Origin of the sequence: Novosphingobium sp. (assembly GCF_025351285.1) — a bacterium.
GTDB lineage: Bacteria > Pseudomonadota > Alphaproteobacteria > Sphingomonadales > Sphingomonadaceae > Novosphingobium.
The window spans coordinates 1-18,724 of sequence record NZ_JANXWG010000020.1; the positions used below are offsets into that span (position 1 = coordinate 1).

The 18,724-nt window shown below is 65.3% G+C and carries 16 protein-coding genes; 8 read left to right on the forward strand and 8 right to left on the reverse strand.

Annotated elements, in window-relative coordinates:
- The coding region (locus Q0R16_RS02445) for an aldehyde dehydrogenase family protein (protein WP_295631451.1) at positions 1–816 on the forward strand (816 nt) is incomplete at its 5' end.
- A gap of 123 nt (positions 817–939) precedes the next feature.
- A complete protein-coding gene (locus Q0R16_RS02450; protein ID WP_295631453.1) occupies positions 940–2,538 on the forward strand; it encodes an SMP-30/gluconolactonase/LRE family protein in 1,599 nt (532 codons plus the stop codon).
- A gap of 41 nt (positions 2,539–2,579) precedes the next feature.
- Here the strand turns inward: Q0R16_RS02450 and Q0R16_RS02455 are convergent, their stop codons facing one another.
- Positions 2,580–3,347: an IclR family transcriptional regulator gene (locus Q0R16_RS02455; RefSeq protein WP_295631455.1), complete on the reverse strand. Its 768-nt coding sequence runs from the start codon at positions 3,345–3,347 to the stop codon at positions 2,580–2,582.
- Between the two features lie 61 nt (positions 3,348–3,408).
- Here Q0R16_RS02455 and Q0R16_RS02460 point away from each other — a divergent pair, with 61 nt between their 5' ends.
- From Q0R16_RS02460 to Q0R16_RS02470, 3 genes are all read left to right on the forward strand, one after another.
- Complete coding sequence (locus Q0R16_RS02460) at positions 3,409–4,983, forward strand: AMP-binding protein (protein ID WP_295631457.1); 1,575 nt, start codon at positions 3,409–3,411, stop codon at positions 4,981–4,983.
- Positions 4,984–5,001: 18 nt separating this feature from the next.
- Positions 5,002–6,156, forward strand: coding sequence for a MaoC family dehydratase N-terminal domain-containing protein (locus tag Q0R16_RS02465; RefSeq protein ID WP_295631459.1), 1,155 nt, complete (start codon positions 5,002–5,004; stop codon positions 6,154–6,156).
- Between the two features lie 79 nt (positions 6,157–6,235).
- Positions 6,236–7,465 (forward strand): CoA transferase, encoded by a 1,230-nt coding sequence (locus Q0R16_RS02470; protein WP_295631462.1) that lies wholly within the window; start codon positions 6,236–6,238, stop codon positions 7,463–7,465.
- On the opposite strand, the gene Q0R16_RS02475 is transcribed toward Q0R16_RS02470, so the two are convergent.
- The 4 genes from Q0R16_RS02475 to Q0R16_RS02490 form a co-directional block, all read right to left on the reverse strand.
- Positions 7,462–8,607, reverse strand: a complete 1,146-nt coding sequence (locus Q0R16_RS02475) for a sulfotransferase (RefSeq protein WP_295631464.1) — start codon at positions 8,605–8,607, stop codon at positions 7,462–7,464. The genes Q0R16_RS02470 and Q0R16_RS02475 overlap by 4 nt on opposite strands.
- Before the next feature lie 4 nt (positions 8,608–8,611).
- A complete protein-coding gene (locus tag Q0R16_RS02480) occupies positions 8,612–9,736 on the reverse strand; it encodes a MaoC family dehydratase N-terminal domain-containing protein (RefSeq protein ID WP_295631537.1) in 1,125 nt (374 codons plus the stop codon).
- A gap of 169 nt (positions 9,737–9,905) precedes the next feature.
- Positions 9,906–10,391 carry an RNA pyrophosphohydrolase gene (locus Q0R16_RS02485; protein ID WP_295631465.1) on the reverse strand — a complete coding sequence of 162 codons (486 nt, stop codon included), beginning with the start codon at positions 10,389–10,391 and terminating at the stop codon, positions 9,906–9,908.
- On the reverse strand, positions 10,391–11,260 hold the full coding sequence (locus Q0R16_RS02490) for an alpha/beta hydrolase (protein WP_366857048.1): 870 nt from the start codon (positions 11,258–11,260) through the stop codon (positions 10,391–10,393). Before Q0R16_RS02490 ends, Q0R16_RS02485 begins: the two co-directional genes overlap by 1 nt.
- 331 nt (positions 11,261–11,591) lie before the next feature.
- Here Q0R16_RS02490 and Q0R16_RS02495 point away from each other — a divergent pair, with 331 nt between their 5' ends.
- Genes Q0R16_RS02495 through Q0R16_RS02505 form a run of 3 tightly spaced genes read left to right on the forward strand, consistent with a single transcriptional unit; the run spans position 11,592 to position 16,025 of the window.
- Positions 11,592–13,547, forward strand: coding sequence for a 2-oxoacid:acceptor oxidoreductase subunit alpha (locus tag Q0R16_RS02495; RefSeq protein ID WP_295631468.1), 1,956 nt, complete (start codon positions 11,592–11,594; stop codon positions 13,545–13,547).
- A complete protein-coding gene (locus Q0R16_RS02500) occupies positions 13,544–14,608 on the forward strand; it encodes a 2-oxoacid:ferredoxin oxidoreductase subunit beta (RefSeq protein WP_295631470.1) in 1,065 nt (354 codons plus the stop codon). Before Q0R16_RS02495 ends, Q0R16_RS02500 begins: the two co-directional genes overlap by 4 nt.
- A gap of 13 nt (positions 14,609–14,621) precedes the next feature.
- Positions 14,622–16,025 (forward strand): deoxyribodipyrimidine photo-lyase, encoded by a 1,404-nt coding sequence (locus Q0R16_RS02505; protein ID WP_295631472.1) that lies wholly within the window; start codon positions 14,622–14,624, stop codon positions 16,023–16,025.
- Positions 16,026–16,029: 4 nt separating this feature from the next.
- On the opposite strand, the gene Q0R16_RS02510 is transcribed toward Q0R16_RS02505, so the two are convergent.
- The 3 genes from Q0R16_RS02510 to purF all read right to left on the reverse strand — a co-directional run bounded on the left by Q0R16_RS02510 (position 16,030) and on the right by purF (position 18,699).
- On the reverse strand, positions 16,030–16,407 hold the full coding sequence (locus Q0R16_RS02510; RefSeq protein WP_295631474.1) for a PilZ domain-containing protein: 378 nt from the start codon (positions 16,405–16,407) through the stop codon (positions 16,030–16,032).
- Positions 16,408–16,495: 88 nt separating this feature from the next.
- Positions 16,496–17,224, reverse strand: a complete 729-nt coding sequence (locus Q0R16_RS02515; RefSeq protein WP_295631476.1) for an SDR family NAD(P)-dependent oxidoreductase — start codon at positions 17,222–17,224, stop codon at positions 16,496–16,498.
- Positions 17,224–18,699, reverse strand: a complete 1,476-nt coding sequence (gene purF / locus Q0R16_RS02520) for an amidophosphoribosyltransferase (RefSeq protein WP_295631540.1) — start codon at positions 18,697–18,699, stop codon at positions 17,224–17,226. Before purF ends, Q0R16_RS02515 begins: the two co-directional genes overlap by 1 nt.
- Positions 18,700–18,724: the final 25 nt, after the last annotated feature.

Sequence of the window (18,724 nt, forward strand, 5' to 3'; positions counted from 1 at the left end):
CCGGGCGTAGGTGCGGCGCTGTCGAGCCATCCCGATATCGACATGGTCTCGTTCACCGGATCGACCCGCGCCGGCGTCGAAGTCGCGCGCAGCGCGGCGCCGACGGTCAAGCGCGTGGCGCAGGAACTGGGCGGAAAATCACCCAGCATCGTGCTTGATGACAGCGCGTTCGCGGCCAACGTTGCGGCGGGCGTGGGCGGGATGATGGGCAATTCGGGCCAGACCTGCTCGGCGCCATCGCGAATGCTGGTGCCCGGCGCGCGGATGGACGAAGCGATCGCGGTCGCCAAGGCCACCGCCGATCAGGTGACCGTGGGTGATCCCAACGGCAACTTCGCGTTGGGCCCGGTGGTCAACAAGGCGCAGTTCGACAAGATCCAGGGGCTGATCGAGGCGGGAATGGCCGAAGGCGCAACGCTGGTCGCTGGCGGTCCCGGCCGGCCCGAGGGACTCGACAAGGGTTACTACGTCAAGCCGACCGTCTTCGCCAATGTCACCAATGACATGACCATCGCGCGCGAGGAAGTGTTCGGTCCGGTGCTGTGCATCCTGGGCTACGATAGCGTCGACCAGGCGGTCGAGATCGGCAACGACACCGAATACGGGCTGGCTGGATACGTCGCGGGCGCAGACCTTGGTGCGTGCCAGGCAGTGGCGCGGCGGCTGCGTGCCGGCCTGATCGCGATCAACGGCGGGTTCGATTTCGCGGCGCCGTTCGGTGGCTACAAGAAAAGCGGCAACGGCCGCGAATGGGGCGAGCCGGGCTTCCACGAATACCTCGAATTGAAGGCGATCACCGGCTACGCGGCCGCCTGATTTTGGCTCCCCTCCCGCTTGCGGGATGGGTCGGGGGTGGGCCGCCGCAAAGCGCTACCTCGCCTTGCCAACCCCAAACCCCTCCCGCAAGCGGGAGGGGCTGATGTTAACAAGGACAGTTCGATGGCCGAACCCGCCAGCCGCTACGCCGCGCCACACCCATTCAGCGCGGCCGAGGGTTGGCGGATCGAGCGGCTGACCCCGCCCAGCCGCTTGTTCGGCGCCAACGGCTTGCGTACCGGGCTCGATGGGCGGATTTACGTTGCGCAAGTGCCCGGCAGCCAGGTTTCGGCGATCGATCCCGAATCTGGCGCGATCACCACGATCAGCCCGATGGGCGGCGCGGTGGTCGCGCCCGACGATCTGGTGTTCGATGACGCGGGCAACATGTACCTGACCGAGATCACCGAAAACCGCGTGACGATGCTGACGCCGAACGGCACGCATCGCGTGATCCGCGGCGACATGCCGGTCGCCAACCCGATCACCTGGCACCAGGGCAAGCTGATTGCGGGCGAATGCCGGATGGGCGGGCGGATCATGGAACTCGACCTGGCCGGCGGGGCGCCGCGTATGATCGCGCAGGACGTGCCGATGGCCAATGCCTTCGAGGTTGGGCCCGATGGCAAGCTCTACTTCCCGGTAATGGGCACCAACCAGATCTGGCGGGTCGATCTCGCGGGCGGCGCGCCCGAAGTGGTCGTGGGCGATCTGGGCGTGCCCGATTCGGTCAAGTTCGACAGCAAGGGCCGCATCGTCAGCACGCAAGTGGCGAGCGGGCAGGTGCTGCGGATCGACCCCGCCACTGGCGCGCGCGAGGTGCTGGCGCAATTGGAGCCGGGGCTCGACAACTGCACGTTCGTGGGCGATCGGCTGTTCGTCAGCAGCATTCCGGGCGAAGTGACCGAGATTCTGGGCGGCGGCCAGGTGCGCAGCCTGATTCCGCGTGGGCTGCAATGGCCGCTGGGGCTGGCGGCGGGGGCCGAGGGCGAGCTGTTCGTCGCCGATGGCGCTTTTTCGTACTTTCACGCGGGCGACCAGCCGCGCACGATCGCGTGCATGCTGTTCACCGCGGGCGGGCCGGGCTTCGTGCGCGGGGTCTGCGCCGGATCGGCTGTTGGCGAGTGGATCGTCACCACCGGGCTCGGCAGCGTAGCGCGCTACCGCGTTGGCGAGGAATCCGAATGGCTGGCACATGGCTACGACCGGCTGATGGGCGTTGCGACCAACGACAAGGGCGCAGTGGTCTTTGCCGAATACGGCGCGGGCCGAGTGCACGTGGCCGAGGGCGGCACGGTGCGCGAAATCGCCAGCGGGCTCGACAAGCCGATGGGCGTGGCAGTCGATGGCGATACCGCATACGTGACCGAGGCCGGCACGGGCCGGATCGTGCGGCTGCGGCAAGGTCGTCCGGTGGAAACCGTGGCCGAGGGCTTTGGCCGGCCCGAAGGTTTGTGTGTGGTCGAGGGCAAGCTGATCGTGGTCGATGTCGCGAAGAAAGCGGTGTTTTCGGTGGATCGCGAGAGCGGCGCGGTCGAAACGCTGGCGGAGAACCTGCCGGTCGGCGCGCCCGCCGGCGTGACTCCCAAGGTTCTTGGCCCGATCGGCGACATGGCCGGGCCGATGATCCCGTTCGCCGGGATTGCGGCTGGCGCGGACGGCGCGCTTTACGTTTCGGGCGATGCCGAGGGCAGCGTGCTGATGCTGCGCAAGGTCTCGTAGTACGTCAACGCATCCGCTCGACACGAACGGGGGGAGGGGCTCTAACCGCCCAGTTGCGCCGAAATGCTGTTGGCAGCACCCACAAGTGCCTGGCCCAATGTCGCCGCGCGTCCCTCGCGCAAGGCCGCGCCGATTCCGAGCGCGACGAGCGCATGGCTCGGCGTCCCTGGCGCTTTCCAGACAGGGGCGGCCAGTACCGTGACCCCGGCGATGTAGTTGCCATCATCCACCGCGTAGCCCTGTTCGCGGGTGCGCGCGATTTGCGCCTGCCATTGCGCGAAGCTGGGCGGAACGTCCCATCGCAGCGCGGTGAAGCGGCGTTCGAGTTCGGCCTCTGGTACAGTGCCGAATGCGGCGATGCAGCGGCCGGTGGCGCTGATCAGCGCGGGGAAGCGGCTGCCGACGCCCGCGCTCAATTGCAGCGTCTGCCCGCCGCTGGCGGTGGCGACGACGATGATATGGTCCAACCGGACGATCTGCACCGCCAGCACGGTCACCCCGAATTCGCGCGCCAACCGGTCGAGCGGGGCGGCGACGAGATCGGCGAAGCGGTCACGCCTTAGCCAGCCGCGCGCCAGCGTCAGCACCCCGGCATCGAGCGTGTAGCGCTTGGTGTCGGGATCGAAGCTGACCAGCTCCTCCTCGACCAGCGCGCGCAGCACGTACAGGCAGGTACTCGGCACCAGTCCGAGTTCGCGCGCAATCGCCTGCACGCCCATCGGTGCCTCGCTTCGGCCGAGCAGGCGAAGGATGGCGGCGGCACGCGCGATGGCGGGGGCTTTGGGGATCGGTGGGGAGATGCTTGTCATTCGATATATAGAATATCATTCGATATAGACAACGGCAAGCGATTCGTGACATAGGCTCCGCATGGCTTTGCTCACCACCTTTACGCGCCACACCGATGCGCTCGCCCACGCCAGTGGGGCGGCGCTGTGGGACTTGTTCGACGGCACACGCGAACGCTTCAACATCGCGCACGAATGCGTGACCCGCCACGCCGACGGCTCGGGCCGCGCGGCGGTGCGGATTGCACATGCTGGCGGCAGCGACGAAATCCTGTCGTTCGACACGATCGCGGCGGGCGCGGCGCAGTTCGCACATTGGCTCGACGCGCAAGGCATCCAGCCGGGCGAACGGATCGCGTTCATGCTCGAACCGTCGCTGCCGTTCTACGTCTGCCTGTTCGGCGCGATGCAGACCGGCGCGATCTCGGTGCCGATGTTCACGCTGTTCGGCCCCGATGCGCTGCGGCTGCGGGTCGATGACTGCAAGCCCACGCTGCTCATCACCAACCGCGAAAAGGCTGACCTTGCGCGCGGGCTCGGTACGGTGCGCGTGGTGGTGGCCGATGACGGGCTGCTCGACGAGATTGCTTCGTATCCAACCACTTACGAACCGAAGACCAGCGCCGATGACATGGCGGTCTTCCAGTACACTTCGGGCACCACGCGCGAATTGCCCGAGGCGGTCAAGCACACGCACAAGGCGCTCGTCACGTTGATGTTCGCCGCGCTTTACGGCACCGGCATTCGGCCTGGCGACGAATTCTTCTGCCCGTCCTCGCCCGCCTGGGGCCATGGGCTGTGGCACGGCACGCTCGCGCCGCTGGGCCTGGGCGTCACCACCGGCACCTTTGCCGGGCGGTTCGACGCGACGCGCCTGATGCGCGCGATGCAGGACTTCGGCATCACCAACATGTCCGCCGCCGCGACGCACTACCGGATGATGAAGAATTCGGGCCACGCGGGCGACTTCAAGTTCGCGATCGCCAAGCTGTCCTACACCGGCGAGCCGATCGATCCCGCGACGCTCGACTTCATCGAGCAGACGTTCCACGTGCCGGCATGCAGCATGTACGGCACCACCGAAATCGGTGTGGTGCTGGTCAATTTCCCCGGCGCCGAGGACTATGCTGTCAAGCCCGGTTCGCTCGGCAAGCCGATCCCGGGGCAGAAGCTCGAAGTCCAGCGGCCTGATGGTTCGCCCACTCCGCCCGACGAGATCGGCGAACTGATGCTGTGGCGGCGCGGGGCATGGGAAACCACCAAGGACCGCGCGAAGATCGACGCCGACGGCTATTTCTACCACTGCGGCCGCGCCGATGACGTGATCATTTCGGCCGGCTGGACGATGAGCGCGGTCGAGATCGAGAACACGCTGCTCAAGCATCCCGCGGTGCTCGAATGCGCGGTGATCGGCGTGCCCGACGAAGCGCGCGGGCAGGTGGTCAAGGCCTATGTCATCGCCAATTGCGCCGGCTCCGCCGCCTTGGTGAAGGAATTGCAGGACTTCACCCGCGAAAAACTGGCGCAGCACGAATTCCCGCGCCTGATCGATTTTGTCACCGATTTGCCCAAGACCCCGGCCGGCAAGGTCAACCGCAAGGTGCTGCGCACGCAGGCCGCCGCAATTGCCGAAGCCGCCGCAGCCGCCGCCAACTAGAATACAGGAGAGAACGTGATGCCAGAAACGCAAACCCATGACGCCGAAGTCACCGCCAAGTTCCCCAAGATCACCGAGCAAGGCCTCGCCGATCTGCGCACCCGCATCGGCGTGAAGATCGAAAACACGATCGAACCCTGGAACTACGAAGCCAGCCGCGACGCGATCCGCCACTATGCGCACGGCATCGGCGACGACAATCCGCTGTGGTGCGATCCCGCTTACGCCAAGACCACCAAGTACGGCGACGTGATTGCGCTGCCCAGCTTCCTGTTCACGACCAGCCGGCTGATCTCGGGCTATTGCGGCGGGCTTTCGGGCGTGCACGCGATGTGGGCCGGCGCCGACTGGACCTGGCACAAGCCGGTGTTCCGCAACGACACCATCCGCACCGAAGCCTACCTCAAGGACCTGGTCGAGCACCAGACCAAGTTCGCCGGGCGTTCGTTCCAGCAGATCTACCACGTCGATTTCTACAACCAGCACGGCGATCTGGTGTGCGAAGCCGATTCGTGGGTGTTCCGCACCGATCGCGATGAAGCGCGCGAACGCGGCACCAAGTACACCGAAGCGCGTGGCCGGGTGGAACCGTTCACCGATGAACAGCTTACCGAATGGGGCAAGCTTTACGCCAACGAAGAAGTCCGTGGCGCCACTCCGCGCTACTGGGAAGACGTCAACGTGGGCGACGAACTGCCGCGCATGATGAAGGGGCCGATGACCGTCACCGGCTTCATCTGCTACGCGCAGGGCTGGGGCGGGCTGTACATTCGCGCCAACAAGCTGGCTTACAAGATGCAGCAGGCGCACCCTGGCCTGGCCATCAAGAACCGCTTCAACGTGCCCGATTGCCCCGAGCGCGTGCACTGGGACGAAGAGTTCGCGCTCGAAGTCGGCGCGCCCGGCGCGTACGATTACGGCCCCGAGCGCAATTCTTGGCTGACGCATCACATCACCAACTGGATCGGTGACGATGGCTTCCTGCAGAAGTCCAAGTGCCAGATCCGCCGCCACAATCCCGATGGCGACGTGATCTTCATCGACGGCACGGTGATCCGCAAGTTCGAAGAGAACGGCAAGAAGTACGTCGAAATCCAGCAGATGGCCAAGACGCACCGCGACGAGGTTTCGGCTTTCGGCACCGCGATCGCCGAACTGCCAAGCAAGGGTTGACCCGTCATGGGCTCCGGCTCCGAGGCATGTCCTCGGGCCGGAGCTTGAGCGAACCGGTGGCAGGCCATAAGGCCGCGCGATGACAGAAACATCCCTCACTCCGGTATGGTCCGGTCCGCTCGCCGGCGTGCGCGTGCTCGATTTCACGCGCGTGCTTGCGGGGCCGGCGGCGGCGCTGGCACTGGCCGACCTTGGCGCCGAAGTGATCAAGATCGAACCGCCTGCGGGCGATGAAACGCGCGGGTTTCCGCCGATCCGCGATGGGGAAAGTCACTATTTCCTCGCGGTCAACCGCGCGAAGAAAAGCGTGGTGATCGATCTCAAGACGCCCGAGGGCGTCGCGCTGGTGAAGGACCTGGCGGCCAAGTCCGACGTGGTGATCGAGAACTACCGCCCCGGCGTGATGGACCGGTTGGGGCTTGGGTGGGACACGCTGTCGGCGCTCAATCCCCGGCTGATTTATTGCGCGATCTCGGGTTTCGGGATGACCGGCCCTTTGCGCGACCGGCCGAGCTTCGACATCGTGTTGCAGGCGATGTCGGGCGCGCTCAGCGTGAATGGCGAGCCCGCCAAAGACGGACAGGGCGATATGCCGACCAAGCTGGGGATTCCGCTCGGCGATCTGGTTGGCGGGATCAACGGGCCGATCGCGATCCTGGCCGCGCTGCACGAACGGCACGCCACCGGGCGCGGGCGGTTGATCGACGTGAGCCTGATGGACGGGTTGCTGGGCCTGCTCGGCTACTACGCGCAACTGTCGTTCTTTACCGGCGCTGACCCGGTGCGGACCGGATCGCAACATCCCAATCTCGTGCCCTACGGCATCTTTCCGGCGGCCGATGGCTCAATCGTGGTGGCGTGCCTGACCAACGCCTTCTGGGCCAAAGTCTGCGCGGCGATCGAGCGGCCCGAGTGCGCGGACGATCCGCGCTACGATTCGATCCAGCAGCGCCGCGATCACCGCGATGAGGTCAATGCGCTGGTCAGCACCTACACCGCGCGGCACAGCGTCGCCGATCTCGTCACCCGCTTCGCCGCGCACGAAGTGCCGCACGCGCCGATCCTGGGGGTGGGCGAAGCGCTGGCGCAGGAGCAGACGGTCGCGCGCGGCATGGTCGTCGAGGTGGAGCACGCTACGCTAGGGACCATCCCGATCGTCAACCGCCCGTTCCGTTACGTGGATGCCGAGCAGGCGCCGCCCGCCGCGCCACCGGTGCTGGGCCAGCACACCGACGCGGTGCTGGGCGAAGTGCTGGGGTTGGATGCCGCGGCGATTGCCGGCCTGCGTGCGAGTGGCGCGGTCGGCTAGGCCCGAACCGCGATCCCGAACCGGTCGATGTAGTCCTTGAAGTGCGCGTGCACGCCTGCGCGCGTGAGGCCGTAATCTTCCAGCCGATAGCTGTGCTTGCCGTGCTTGCCTTGCGGATTGGCATCAAGCATCGCCTGCATTCCGGCTTCGGCCGCGGGCGTGAAATCCTCGTCGAAGTGCGCGTAGAGCGTCTTCATCGTGCCGATCGGGTCGGTGGTCAGCGCGTTGTACTGGACGTGGTGGATCGCCTGGGCGCCATGCTTCTCGTGGAACGCGATCGTCCGCCGGATCATCGCGTCGAAGGTTTTCAACGAGATCGCCGCGATATCGAGCGGGTTCACGCTATCGCTGTAAAGCTGGCGCACCGCATAGACCAGGCTGCACGCCGAGGCGACCACGTCGGCGGGATCGCGATGCGTCATCACCAGTTGCGCGTCGGGATACACGCCGGTCAGCGCGTCGAGATAGAGCGGGTGCCACGGGTTCTTGAAGGTCCAGCGCCCGCCATTGTGCTGCTGGAGCAGTTGCATCAGTCGCTTGTGATAGCGGAACGCGGGCGCGTAGTCGGTCGACAGGAACCAGTCCGAATAGCTCGGAATGTGAAATTGCGAATCGTACACCTGGCTGATGAAGCTGGGCGACATCGCGAACTGGCATTCGCAACTGCTGTCGGCATCCTCGTGGTGCATCGCCGAGATATGCGGCACGTATTTGAGCGACATGTCGAGCCGCGCCTGTTCTTCAAGGCAGCGCGGATCGCTGCGCAACGCGCCCTTCGCGGCCGGCGGCACCGTCGCGAAGGCTTCCCAGCGCATGAACGACCGGCGCGCCGGATCGGCGGTGAGCAGGTTGATCGCCAGCGTGGTGCCGGTGCGCGGCAGCCCGAACACGAACGTCGGGCGCTCGATCGGGGCTTCGAGCAGTGCCGGGTTGGCCTTGAGGTAGTCCTCCACCTTCAGCCGGTTGACCAACGTTGCGGTGACGCTCGCGGCGAGCCTCTGGTCACCGCTCTCGGTCAACGCAGCTTCGGCGTTGAGCGCGTTGATGAGCACGTCGAGCCCCTCGAACATCGAAGGATCGCCGAAGTCATCGAGCCCGGTCTGTGCCTTGGCATTAGCCAGCAGTTTCGCTGTCTCGATCATTGCGTCAGGCCGGCTTGCGCGGAAGTTCGACTTCGGCCTTTGCCGTCGCCAGCACGCCGCCGCTCTGGTTGACCATGCGGCTTTCGATCTGCACCAGCGCGCGGCCGTGCTCGTCGACGAACTTGTCGACCACTTTGCCCGTCTGGATGGTGATGTCGCCGGTCAGTGCGGGGCTACGGTAGTTGCAGTTCGAGTGGCGCACCATGCCCCATTCGCCCGCCCAGCCGGCGAGGTAATCGGTGATCCACGCGCCCATGCTGGCGCCGTAGCCATAACCGCGCGGCATGCCGATGAAGCGCGCCCAGCGCGGGAACAGGTGCCCGCGCGACGGACCGACGTAGGCCCCATCGGTCAATTCGGGGTTGTTGCGCTCCTCGACCGGGTCCTGCTCCTTGCCCGCCATCGGGCCGACGAAACCGAGCAATTCCATGTCGAGATCGGTGCGGCGGTGCATGCTGCCCCACTGGGTGAAGGTGTAGCTGCGCCATTCGGTGGTGAAGCTGACGATCGAGTGCGGGCCGAACACGCGCTCGGTCAATTCGTCGCCCACGTTGACGCTTTCCCAATAGCGCGGCGAATGCCCCAGATCGTGCATCATCTTGATGTACTTGTAGGCGCGCGCTTCGACTTCGAGGATCTCCTCGTCGGTCCACACCGGCTCTTCGTGGCCTTCGGTCGATCCGTGCTGGGCCGCCTGGCCGGCTGCCTGGTTGTAGCGGATCGAGGTCGAGCGTTGCTTGGCGACCAGGTCGCCGTGCTGGTTGTAGTAGAAGTTGTCGCCGCGCTGGAAGCAGGTGGGGCCGAACGACGAGGTGTCCTTGACCTTGTAGTCGAACGGAACGCGCTCGTTCCAGATGCGATCGCCGCCCTTGACGCGCGGGCCGTTGAACCACCACTCGTCGCCACCGAACAGCATGTGCGAATTGGGGATCGACCCGATGCACGACGGCGCCGAGCCGTGGCCGTCGTCCATCGTGACGGGGAAGCTCTGCGGCGCGATCAGTTCGCCGAAACGGCTCTCCATCGCGAACATCGTGTCGTAATGCAGGCGGTTGGGGAAGTGCATCGCCTGGACCCAGCGGCGGATATCGCAATTGGCGAAAGGTTCGACCATCCGGGCGGGCTGCATTGGCTTGCCGATGTAGTTGTCGAGATCCGAACAATCGAGCGTGGTCACCAGGCTATCCCCCTAAAGGCTTTGATCCCGGTCGGCGTGGGGCATCGCATCGGGCAAGGCAATGGCGGGGCGGCGCGGCCTTGCAAACTTCGCCCCGGCGTTGCGAGGGGAGATCGGAACCTCAGATCAGTTCGCGGAATTCCTCGATCACCTGGCGATAGACGCGCTTCTTGAACGGCACGATCAGGTCGGGCAATTCGTCGGGCGCAACCCATTTCCACTCGTTGAATTCGGCCGGATCGTGCGCATCCAGCTTCACGTCGGCATCGCTGCCGGTAAAGCGCAACAGCATCCACCACTGGCGCTGGCCGCGGTACTTGCCCTTCCACAGCGTGCCGAGCAGGTCTTCGGGCAGATCGTAGAACAGCTCCTCGCGCGATTGCGCCAGCACCTGGACGAGTGTTTCGGGCAGCCCGGTTTCCTCGTGCAATTCGCGCAAGGCGGCGGCGCGCAAGTCTTCGCCCTTGTCGATCCCGCCTTGCGGCATCTGCCACGAATCGCCTTCCTTGCTGTCGATCCGCTTGCCCACGAACACCTGGCCCTCGGCGTTGACGAGCATCAGCCCGACGCAAGGTCGGTACGGCAGGCCTTCGTACTGGGGGTCCATCAAGCGGTGCCCAGCATCAGCTTCATGGCGGCAAACACGCGTTGCATGTCGGCCTGCCCGCTGGGGATGGCCTTGCGCAGCGTGGTGAAGCCGTGGATTGTGCCTTTCATTTCCATGAAAATCACGTCCGACCCGGCCCGGATCAGCGCTTCGCCGTAAAGCCGGCCGCTGTCACGGATCGGATCGAGCGAAGCAGTGACCAGCACCGTCGGCGGTGCGGCCGCGTGATCGCCGTGAATCGGATAGGCGCGCACGTTGCCGGCTTCGGCAGCATACGATGCGTGGAACCAGTCCATCGAGACCTTGGTCAGCAAGTGCCCTTCGGCAAAGTCGAGCATGGACTGGTGATCGGTCTTCTCGTCTGAAAGCGGGTAGATCGGCACTTGCAACACCACTGGAACGGCAGCGGGAGCATCGCCCAACGCCTGCGTCACCACGATCGCGAGATTGCCGCCGGCCGAATCGCCGATGGTGATGAGCCCGGTTGCACCACGGCCCAGTTCGGCCGGGCTGCCAGCAACCCAGCGCGCGGCGGCTTCGCAATCGTCGGCCGCGGCGGGGAACTTGTGTTCGGGGGCGAGGCGGTAGTGCACCGCCACTATGGGCAAATCGACCTCGGCGGCGATTTCGGTGCACAGCGCGTGGTGCGTATCGAGATCGCCGATCACGAAACCGCCGCCGTGGAAGAACATCACCACCGGGCCCGGCTCGCGAGTTTCGCGCGCATCGTAAAGCCGCAGGGGGATTTCTCCGCCGGGGCCGGGACAGGTGAGATCGCGGATCACGGCCAGCGGGCGAGGATCGGCTTCGCCCAGCGGAACCATCGCAAGGTACGAACCGCGTGCATCGGCCAGCGACATTTCATGCATCGGCGGAGCTTGGACCCCGTTCAAAAAGGCGAGGAATGCGGCAACATCGGGCCGGACAAAGGGCTTTGATTTATCGGCGGATTCGCTCGTGCTCATGCATCGTTTCCCGGATATCGTGAATCGGCGGGGGTTTTCCCCTGCGCGCCAAAGGTCTAGGGGGGCTTTGGCACCTTGACCAGACGGCCAGTCGTGTTTCTGGCTTGATGGAACTTGGTGAGAGGCGAGTTTTTCTTTTTTGCGCGCCACCGCTGCGACGGGTAGGCGCGCTGCTCCGGACGGCCCATGCCACATCAATGGCTTACGCCTCGACCGTCCGACGCGAAGGACTTACATGGCTACAGCAATTCTGGACGATGTCATGGTTGGGCAGCCGGCTCAAGCCGCGCCCGAGGCAATGGTGGTGCGTTTCGCGGGCGATTCGGGCGACGGCATGCAGTTGACCGGGGGGCAGTTCACGCTCTCCACTGCCCTTGCGGGCAACGACCTCGCCACGTTCCCCGATTTTCCCGCCGAAATCCGCGCGCCGCAAGGCACGCTGTTCGGCGTTTCGGCATTCCAGATCAATTTCGGGTCGACCGAGATCGAAACCGCTGGCGATGCGCCCGACGTGCTGGTGGCGATGAACCCGGCGGCGCTGAAAACCAACGTGGGCGCGCTCAAGCCGGGCGGGTTGATCATTGCCGACAGCGGCGAATTCACCAGGCGCAACCTGGAAAAGGCGCATTACGCGGTCAATCCGCTGGAAGATGGCAGCCTGGCGAAGTGGCAGTTGCTGGCGTTCGATATCTCGAAGCTGACGCTCGATGCGGTCAAGCCGTTTGGCCTTGGCAACAAGGAAGCGCTGCGCTGCAAGAACATGTGGACGCTGGGGCTGGCGCTGTGGATGTTCGACCGTGATCGGCAACCGCTGATCGACTGGCTGAACGGCAAGTTCGCCAAGAACCAGGTGCTCGCCGATGCCAACGTGGCCGCACTCAACGCGGGCCATGCCTATGGCGAAACCGCCGAGCTTTCGGGTCCGTTGCGGCAGATGCACATGGCGCCAGCCAAGAGCGAGCCAGGTTTGTATCGCACCGTCACGGGCGCCGAGGCGATCAGCTTTGGCCTCGTTGCGGGTGCGCAACTGGCGGGCTTGCCGATGTTCTTCGGCGGTTATCCGATCACGCCCGCTTCGGCGATCCTGCACAACCTGGTGCGGCTGAAGGAATTCGGCGTCACCACCTTCCAGGCCGAGGATGAAATCGCCGCGATCGGTTCCGCCATCGGCGCAAGCTATGCCGGGCATCTGGGCGTAACTTCGTCATCCGGCCCGGGCATCGCCTTGAAGGGCGAGGCGATGGGCTTGGCGGTGATGACCGAACTGCCGCTGGTGATCATCAATTCGCAACGCGGCGGGCCTTCGACCGGCTTGCCGACCAAGACCGAGCAAAGCGATCTGTACCAGGCGGTCTATGGCCGCAATGGCGACACGCCGATGCCGGTGATCTCGTGCCGCAGCCCGTCCGATGCGTTCGAATGCGCGATCGAGGCGTGCCGCATCGCGGTGCAGTTCATGACCCCGGTGATCCTGCTGACCGACGGCTATATCGCCAACGCCGCCGAGCCGTGGAAGGTGCCCGATCCGGCCAGCTTCGCGCCGTTCCCGGTATCGTTCCTCGAAGCGAAAAACGGGCCGAACGATACGCTGCTGCCGTTCGCGCGCGACGAAAAGGGCGCGCGGCCGTGGATCAAGCCGGGCACGCCGGGGTTGATGCACCGCATCGGCGGGATCGAGAAGGCACCGGGCACGGGCAACATCGACTATTCGCCCGAATCGCACCAGGCGATGACCGACGCGCGCAAGGCCAAGGTCGACGGCGTGGCGCAGCATATTCCGCACCAGGACGTTGCGCTGGGCGAGACCAGCGGCAAGCTGGTGGTGGTCGGCTGGGGATCGACCTTCGGGCCGATCCACCAGGCGGTGCGACGGATGCGCGGCAAGGGCTTCGATGTCAGCCACGTCCATGTCCGACACATCTGGCCAATGCCCGAAAATCTGGGCGCTTTGCTAAAGAGTTACGAGCATGTCCTCGTACCCGAAATGAACACCGGCCAGTTCAAGACCGTGCTGCGCGACCAGTTCCTGGTCGATGCCAAGCCGCTTGCCAAGACCAGCGGGCAGCCGTTCACGATCGCCGAACTCGAGCTGGCGATCGGCACGTTCTTCGACGGTATTCCCGGTAACGAAGGCGGCGAAGTTCCGGCCGACGCAACCCAACTGCCCAGCATCGAGGCTGTTAACCCATGAACGACATGACTCCGATCGGCGGCGTGACCACCACGCTAAAGGACTGGGAAACCGACCAGGAAGTGCGTTGGTGCCCGGGTTGCGGCGATTACGCGATCCTGAAAGCGGTGCAGCGGACATTGCCCGAACTGGGCGCGGACCCTGCCAACACCGTGTTCGTCAGCGGCATCGGCTGTTCGAGCCGGTTTCCGTACTACGTTGAATCGTATGGCTTCCACACCATCCACGGCCGCGCGCCGGCGTTCGCGACGGGGATCAAGCTGGCCAATCCGGAACTCGACGTGTGGATCGTGACCGGTGACGGTGACGGCATGTCGATCGGCGGCAACCACACGATGCACATCCTGCGGCGCAACCTCGATTGCCAGATCCTGCTGTTCAACAACGAGATCTACGGCCTCACCAAGGGCCAATCATCTCCCACCAGCCGATTGGGCACGAACAGCCCGACCTCGCCGCTGGGATCGTATGACCGGCCGGCATCGCCTTGCGCATTCGCGCTGGGTTCGGGCGCGCGCTTTGTGGCGCGCGGGTTCGATGTCTCGAAGGAATTGACCGGCGTTCTCAAGGCTGCCTACCATCACAAGGGCGCCGCGTTCATCGAGATTTTCCAGAACTGCATCGTCTACAACAAGGACGTGTTCGACGATTTCGCCGCGCCCAAGGGCGCCGAGGGTCGCCAGTTGTGGCTCAAGAATGGTGAGCCGATGCTGTTCGGTTCGGAAAAGTCCGGCGGGGTCAAGGGCATCGCGCTCGATCACGACGCGCTGATGTTGAAGGTGGTCGATGTGATCGCCAAGGACGACGGGACTCCCGACTGGAAGGCCGCCGGCGTGATCGTTCACGACGTCACCAACCGTTCGGTCGCCTACATGCTGGTCGACTTGCGCGCGACGCCCAAGTTCGCCGATTTCCCGATGGCGCTGGGCGTGATCTACGACGATCCGCGCCCCACTTTCGAAACCGCGGTGGCCGATGAGCGCGCGCGGGCAAGCAAGGGCAAGACCCCCGACCTCGCGGCGCTGCTCAAGCGTGGCCAGACATGGACGGTTGAAAGCTGACCGGCCAAAGCCAGTGACAAAGCCCCAGATCGTCTGGCTGCGGCATGATCTGCGCCTGGCCGACCAGCCTGCATTCCATGCCGCCAGCGCTGCGGGGCCGGTGCTGCCGGTCTATGTGCTCGATGATGCGCGCGCTCGGCGCTGGGCGTTGGGCGGGGCAGCGCGGTGGTGGTTGCATCACAGCCTGGCGTCGCTCTCGGCTTCGCTGGAGCGGCAGGGATCGCGGCTGATCCTGCGACGGGGCGATGCGGTATCTGCGCTGGCGGCGATCGCGCACGAATGCGCCGCGGGCGCGATCCACGGCGTTCACCACCATGAACCGTGGTGGCGCGATGCCGAGAATGAATTGGCCGCTGCGCTGCCCGATACCTGCCCGCTCATGCTCCACCATGGCAATTATCTCGCGCCGCCGGGCAGCGTGACCACCGGCGCGGGGCAGCCCTACAAGATCTACACTCCGTTTTCGCGCGCGCTGCTGGAGCGGATGCCGCCCGAACCGTGCCTGCCCGAACCGAAGCTCGATTCTCCGCCGCATTGGCCCGAAAGCGATCGGCTGGAGGATTGGGCCTTGCTCCCGACCAAGCCCGACTGGGCAGGCCAGTTCGGCCCCGAATGGACGCCGGGCGAGGCCGGTGCGCACGTGCGGGTCGAGGCCTTCGCCAGCCACATCGCGGCTTATGAAAACACCCGAAACCTGCCCTCCACCGAGGGCACGTCGCGCCTTTCGCCCCACTTCGCGTTCGGCGAGATTTCGCCGCGCCAGGTGTGGCATGCGATTGCAAACCATCAGGGCGAGGGCGCCGATACCTTTCGCAAGGAACTGATCTGGCGCGATTATGCGCAGAACGTGATCCACGCGATGCCGGCTTACGGTGCGCGCAGCTACAGCGAAACGTTCAAGCACTTGCCGTGGCGCGATCCGCGCAGCGATCCGGCGGCGCAGGCCGATCTGGCCGCATGGCAGCAGGGTCGCACCGGCTATCCGATCGTCGATGCCGGGATGCGGCAGTTGTGGGCCACCGGCTGGATGCACAACCGCGTGCGGATGATCACCGCCAGCTTCCTGGTGAAGCACCTGCTGATAGATTGGCGCCATGGCGAACGCTGGTTCTGGGATACGCTGGTCGATGCCGATTACGCCAGCAACGCGGTCAACTGGCAGTGGACCGCGGGCAGCGGGGTCGATGCCAACATGTTCGTGCGGATCATGGCGCCGTTGACACAATCACCCAAGTTCGATGCCGGCGCCTACATCCGTCGCTGGGTGCCCGAGCTCAAGGGGCTGGACAACGACGGCATCCACGATCCGGTGTTTCCGCCGCGTGGCTATCCGGGCAAAGTGGTCGATCACCGCGCCGCGCGCGAACGGGCACTGGCCGCTTGGGCTGAAGCCAAGGCCGCAATGCCCCGCGACTGAACCGTCAGCAAGACCGCCGGTATCGCAGGTTCGGCCCGGCTACGGCCACGCCGCTTCGATAGCGCAGCACGATGTTGTCGTGAACGATCGGGCTCAGCAGCCGGTGGAAGGCGCAGCCGACTTTGGCATTGTCCCACCAGATCACTTCGGCTTGCAGCGCTTCGAGCCCGGGCAGGGTCAGCCAGCACTTGGTGCCGGCCAACATCCGATCGGGGCATGCGGCCGAAAAACCGGCAAGCGACAAATCGAGCACTGTGGTGGCCACCCCGCGCCCGCCTGCCTGGCGCAACGTGGCGGGGATCGTGACGGCGGCGCGGACGGCGCAACGGTCTTCCTGCGCCGCGATCAGATAGCGGTCGTCGGATGTGTCTCGGATCAGCATCGTACCACTCTCCATCGCTTGCGGCCGAGAAGTTGGGCACCTCCGACCGTTACGTGACAGTGGCACAAACAGGGTTACATCCGGGTTCTTAACTAGCGTTAACGCGGAGACGGTGTGGGCTGGCAAATTGTTTACCACACAGTTCCACGATCGCTTCACCAACCACTTCGGGCGGCTTGACCGAGGCCGGATCTTCGCCCGGATAGGCCTTGGCGCGCATCGCGGTGCGGGTGGCGCCGGGATCTACGATGGCGACGCGCAAGTTCGAGATATCGCGCGTTTCCTGCGCATAAGCGTCGAGCAGGTTGTCGAACGCGGCCTTGGTGGCGCCGTATGCGCCCCAATAAGCGCGCGGGGCGGCACCCACGCTGCTGGTCACGCCGATCAGCTTGCCGGCGGCGCTGCGCTTGAGCATGCCATCGAACCCGGCGATCAAGGCCTGCGTTGCCAATACGTTAAGTGTGAAGGCCTTGTTGAGATCCTTCGAATCGATCTGCCACGCGGGCGTCAGTGCCGGCAGCATTGCCGCGTTGATCACCAGCACGTCGAGCGCTTGCCAACGCTGGCCGATCGCGGTGGCCAGGCGCGCGATGCCTTCGGGCTCGGCCAGGTCCACGGGCGCGATCGTGGCGCTGCCGCCGGCATCGAAAATAGCCTGCTCGGTCGCTTCGAGCGCGGCGCCGGTGCGTGCGGTGAGCACGACGTGCGCGCCCGCCGCCGCGAGAGCCTTGGCGGTTGCCGCGCCGATACCCTTGCTGGCGCCGGTTACGAGTGCAGTTTTTCCGGCAAGCAGGCGATTGTCAGCAGTGTCCGTCATCACGCAACCTTGTCGACCGGGAACGCCAGTTGCGCGGGCACGTCGCGTTCACCCACGTCGGTCAGCCGCGTGGGATATTCGCCCGAGAAGCACGCATCGCAGAACTGCGGGCACGCGGCATCGCGGTTGGCTTCGCCGACCGCGCGGTAAAGCCCGTCGATCGAAACGAAGGCCAGGCTATCGGCCTGGATGAATTCGGCCATTGCCGCCACGTCCATCCGCGCGGCGAGCAGCTTCGACCGTTCGGGCGTGTCGACGCCGTAGAAGCACGAATGGCTGGTCGGCGGGCTGGCGATGCGCATGTGCACTTCGCTTGCACCGGCATCGCGCATCATCTGCACGATCTTGAGGCTGGTGGTGCCGCGCACGATCGAATCGTCGATCAGCACGATGCGCTTGCCTTGCACGATCGCACGGTTGGCGTTGTGCTTGCGCTTGACGTCGGCGTTGCGCGCGCCGTCCGACGGCTGGATGAAGGTGCGCCCGACGTAGTGCGAACGAATGATGCCCAGTTCGAACGGCAGCCGCGATTGTTCGGCATAGCCGATCGCGGCCGGGGTGCCGCTGTCGGGGACCGGCACCACCAGATCGGCGTTGGCCGGGCTTTCCATCGCCAGTTGCACGCCGATGGCTTTGCGCGCCGCATAGACCGAGCGCCCTTCCATCACCGAATCGGGGCGGCTGAAATAGACGTATTCGAAGATGCACGGCCGCGCTTTTTGCGCGCCGAACGGGCGGTGCGTCGTGACCGTGCCGTCGAGCGAAACCTGGATCAGTTCGCCCGGTTCGACTTCGCGCACGAAATCGGCTCCGACGATATCGAGACCGACCGTCTCGCTCGAAAAGATCACCGAATCGCCCATACGCCCCATCACCAGCGGCCGGATACCGAGCGGATCGCGGCAGGCGATCATGCCGTGGTTGGTCATGCAGATCAGCGAGTAGGCGCCTTCGACCATGCGCAGTGCGTCGACCAGCTTGTCGAGCAGCGTGGGGTAGCGGCTGGTAGCGACGAGGTGGATGATGACTTCGGTGTCCGAAGTCGACTGGAAGATCGCGCCGCGCCGCACCAGATCACGCTTCAGGTGCATGGCGTTCGAGATATTGCCGTTGTGCGCGATGGCAAAGCCGCCGGTGGCCAGATCGGCGAACAGCGGCTGGACGTTGCGCAGGCCCGAACCGCCGGTGGTGGAATAGCGCACATGGCCCGAGGCCATGATGCCGGGCAGTTCGGCGATGGCCGGCCCGCTCGAGAAGTTCTGCGCCACGTGACCGATGCCGCGCCGCGAATAGAATTCCAGCCCGTCGAAGCTGGTGATGCCGACCGCTTCCTGGCCGCGGTGCTGGAGCGCGTGGAGCCCCAGCGCCACGATCGCGGCGGCATCGCGCCCGCCGACCACGCCGAACACGCCGCATTCTTCATGCAGTTTGTCGCCGTCGGCGTCGGTGAAGAGGGGACTGCCCAAAAACGGCATGGTTGTGATCATGGCTGATGGACCC

Bases quoted from the DNA above. Each gene is read 5' to 3' on its own strand.
- Q0R16_RS02455 (WP_295631455.1), bottom strand. From the start codon at position 3,347: ATGACAAGCATCTCCCCACCGATCCCCAAAGCCCCCGCCATCGCGCGT.
- Q0R16_RS02470 (WP_295631462.1), top strand. From the start codon at position 6,236: ATGACAGAAACATCCCTCACTCCGGTATGGTCCGGTCCGCTCGCCGGC.
- Q0R16_RS02450 (WP_295631453.1), top strand. From the start codon at position 940: ATGGCCGAACCCGCCAGCCGCTACGCCGCGCCACACCCATTCAGCGCG.
- Q0R16_RS02515 (WP_295631476.1), bottom strand. From the start codon at position 17,224: ATGACGGACACTGCTGACAATCGCCTGCTTGCCGGAAAAACTGCACTC.
- purF (WP_295631540.1), bottom strand. From the start codon at position 18,699: ATGCCGTTTTTGGGCAGTCCCCTCTTCACCGACGCCGACGGCGACAAA.
- Q0R16_RS02475 (WP_295631464.1), bottom strand. From the start codon at position 8,607: ATGATCGAGACAGCGAAACTGCTGGCTAATGCCAAGGCACAGACCGGG.
- Q0R16_RS02465 (WP_295631459.1), top strand. From the start codon at position 5,002: ATGCCAGAAACGCAAACCCATGACGCCGAAGTCACCGCCAAGTTCCCC.
- Q0R16_RS02510 (WP_295631474.1), bottom strand. From the start codon at position 16,407: ATGCTGATCCGAGACACATCCGACGACCGCTATCTGATCGCGGCGCAG.
- Q0R16_RS02460 (WP_295631457.1), top strand. From the start codon at position 3,409: ATGGCTTTGCTCACCACCTTTACGCGCCACACCGATGCGCTCGCCCAC.
- Q0R16_RS02485 (WP_295631465.1), bottom strand. From the start codon at position 10,391: ATGGACCCCCAGTACGAAGGCCTGCCGTACCGACCTTGCGTCGGGCTG.
- Q0R16_RS02480 (WP_295631537.1), bottom strand. From the start codon at position 9,736: ATGCAGCCCGCCCGGATGGTCGAACCTTTCGCCAATTGCGATATCCGC.
- Q0R16_RS02495 (WP_295631468.1), top strand. From the start codon at position 11,592: ATGGCTACAGCAATTCTGGACGATGTCATGGTTGGGCAGCCGGCTCAA.
- Q0R16_RS02500 (WP_295631470.1), top strand. From the start codon at position 13,544: ATGAACGACATGACTCCGATCGGCGGCGTGACCACCACGCTAAAGGAC.
- Q0R16_RS02490 (WP_366857048.1), bottom strand. From the start codon at position 11,260: ATGCATGAAATGTCGCTGGCCGATGCACGCGGTTCGTACCTTGCGATG.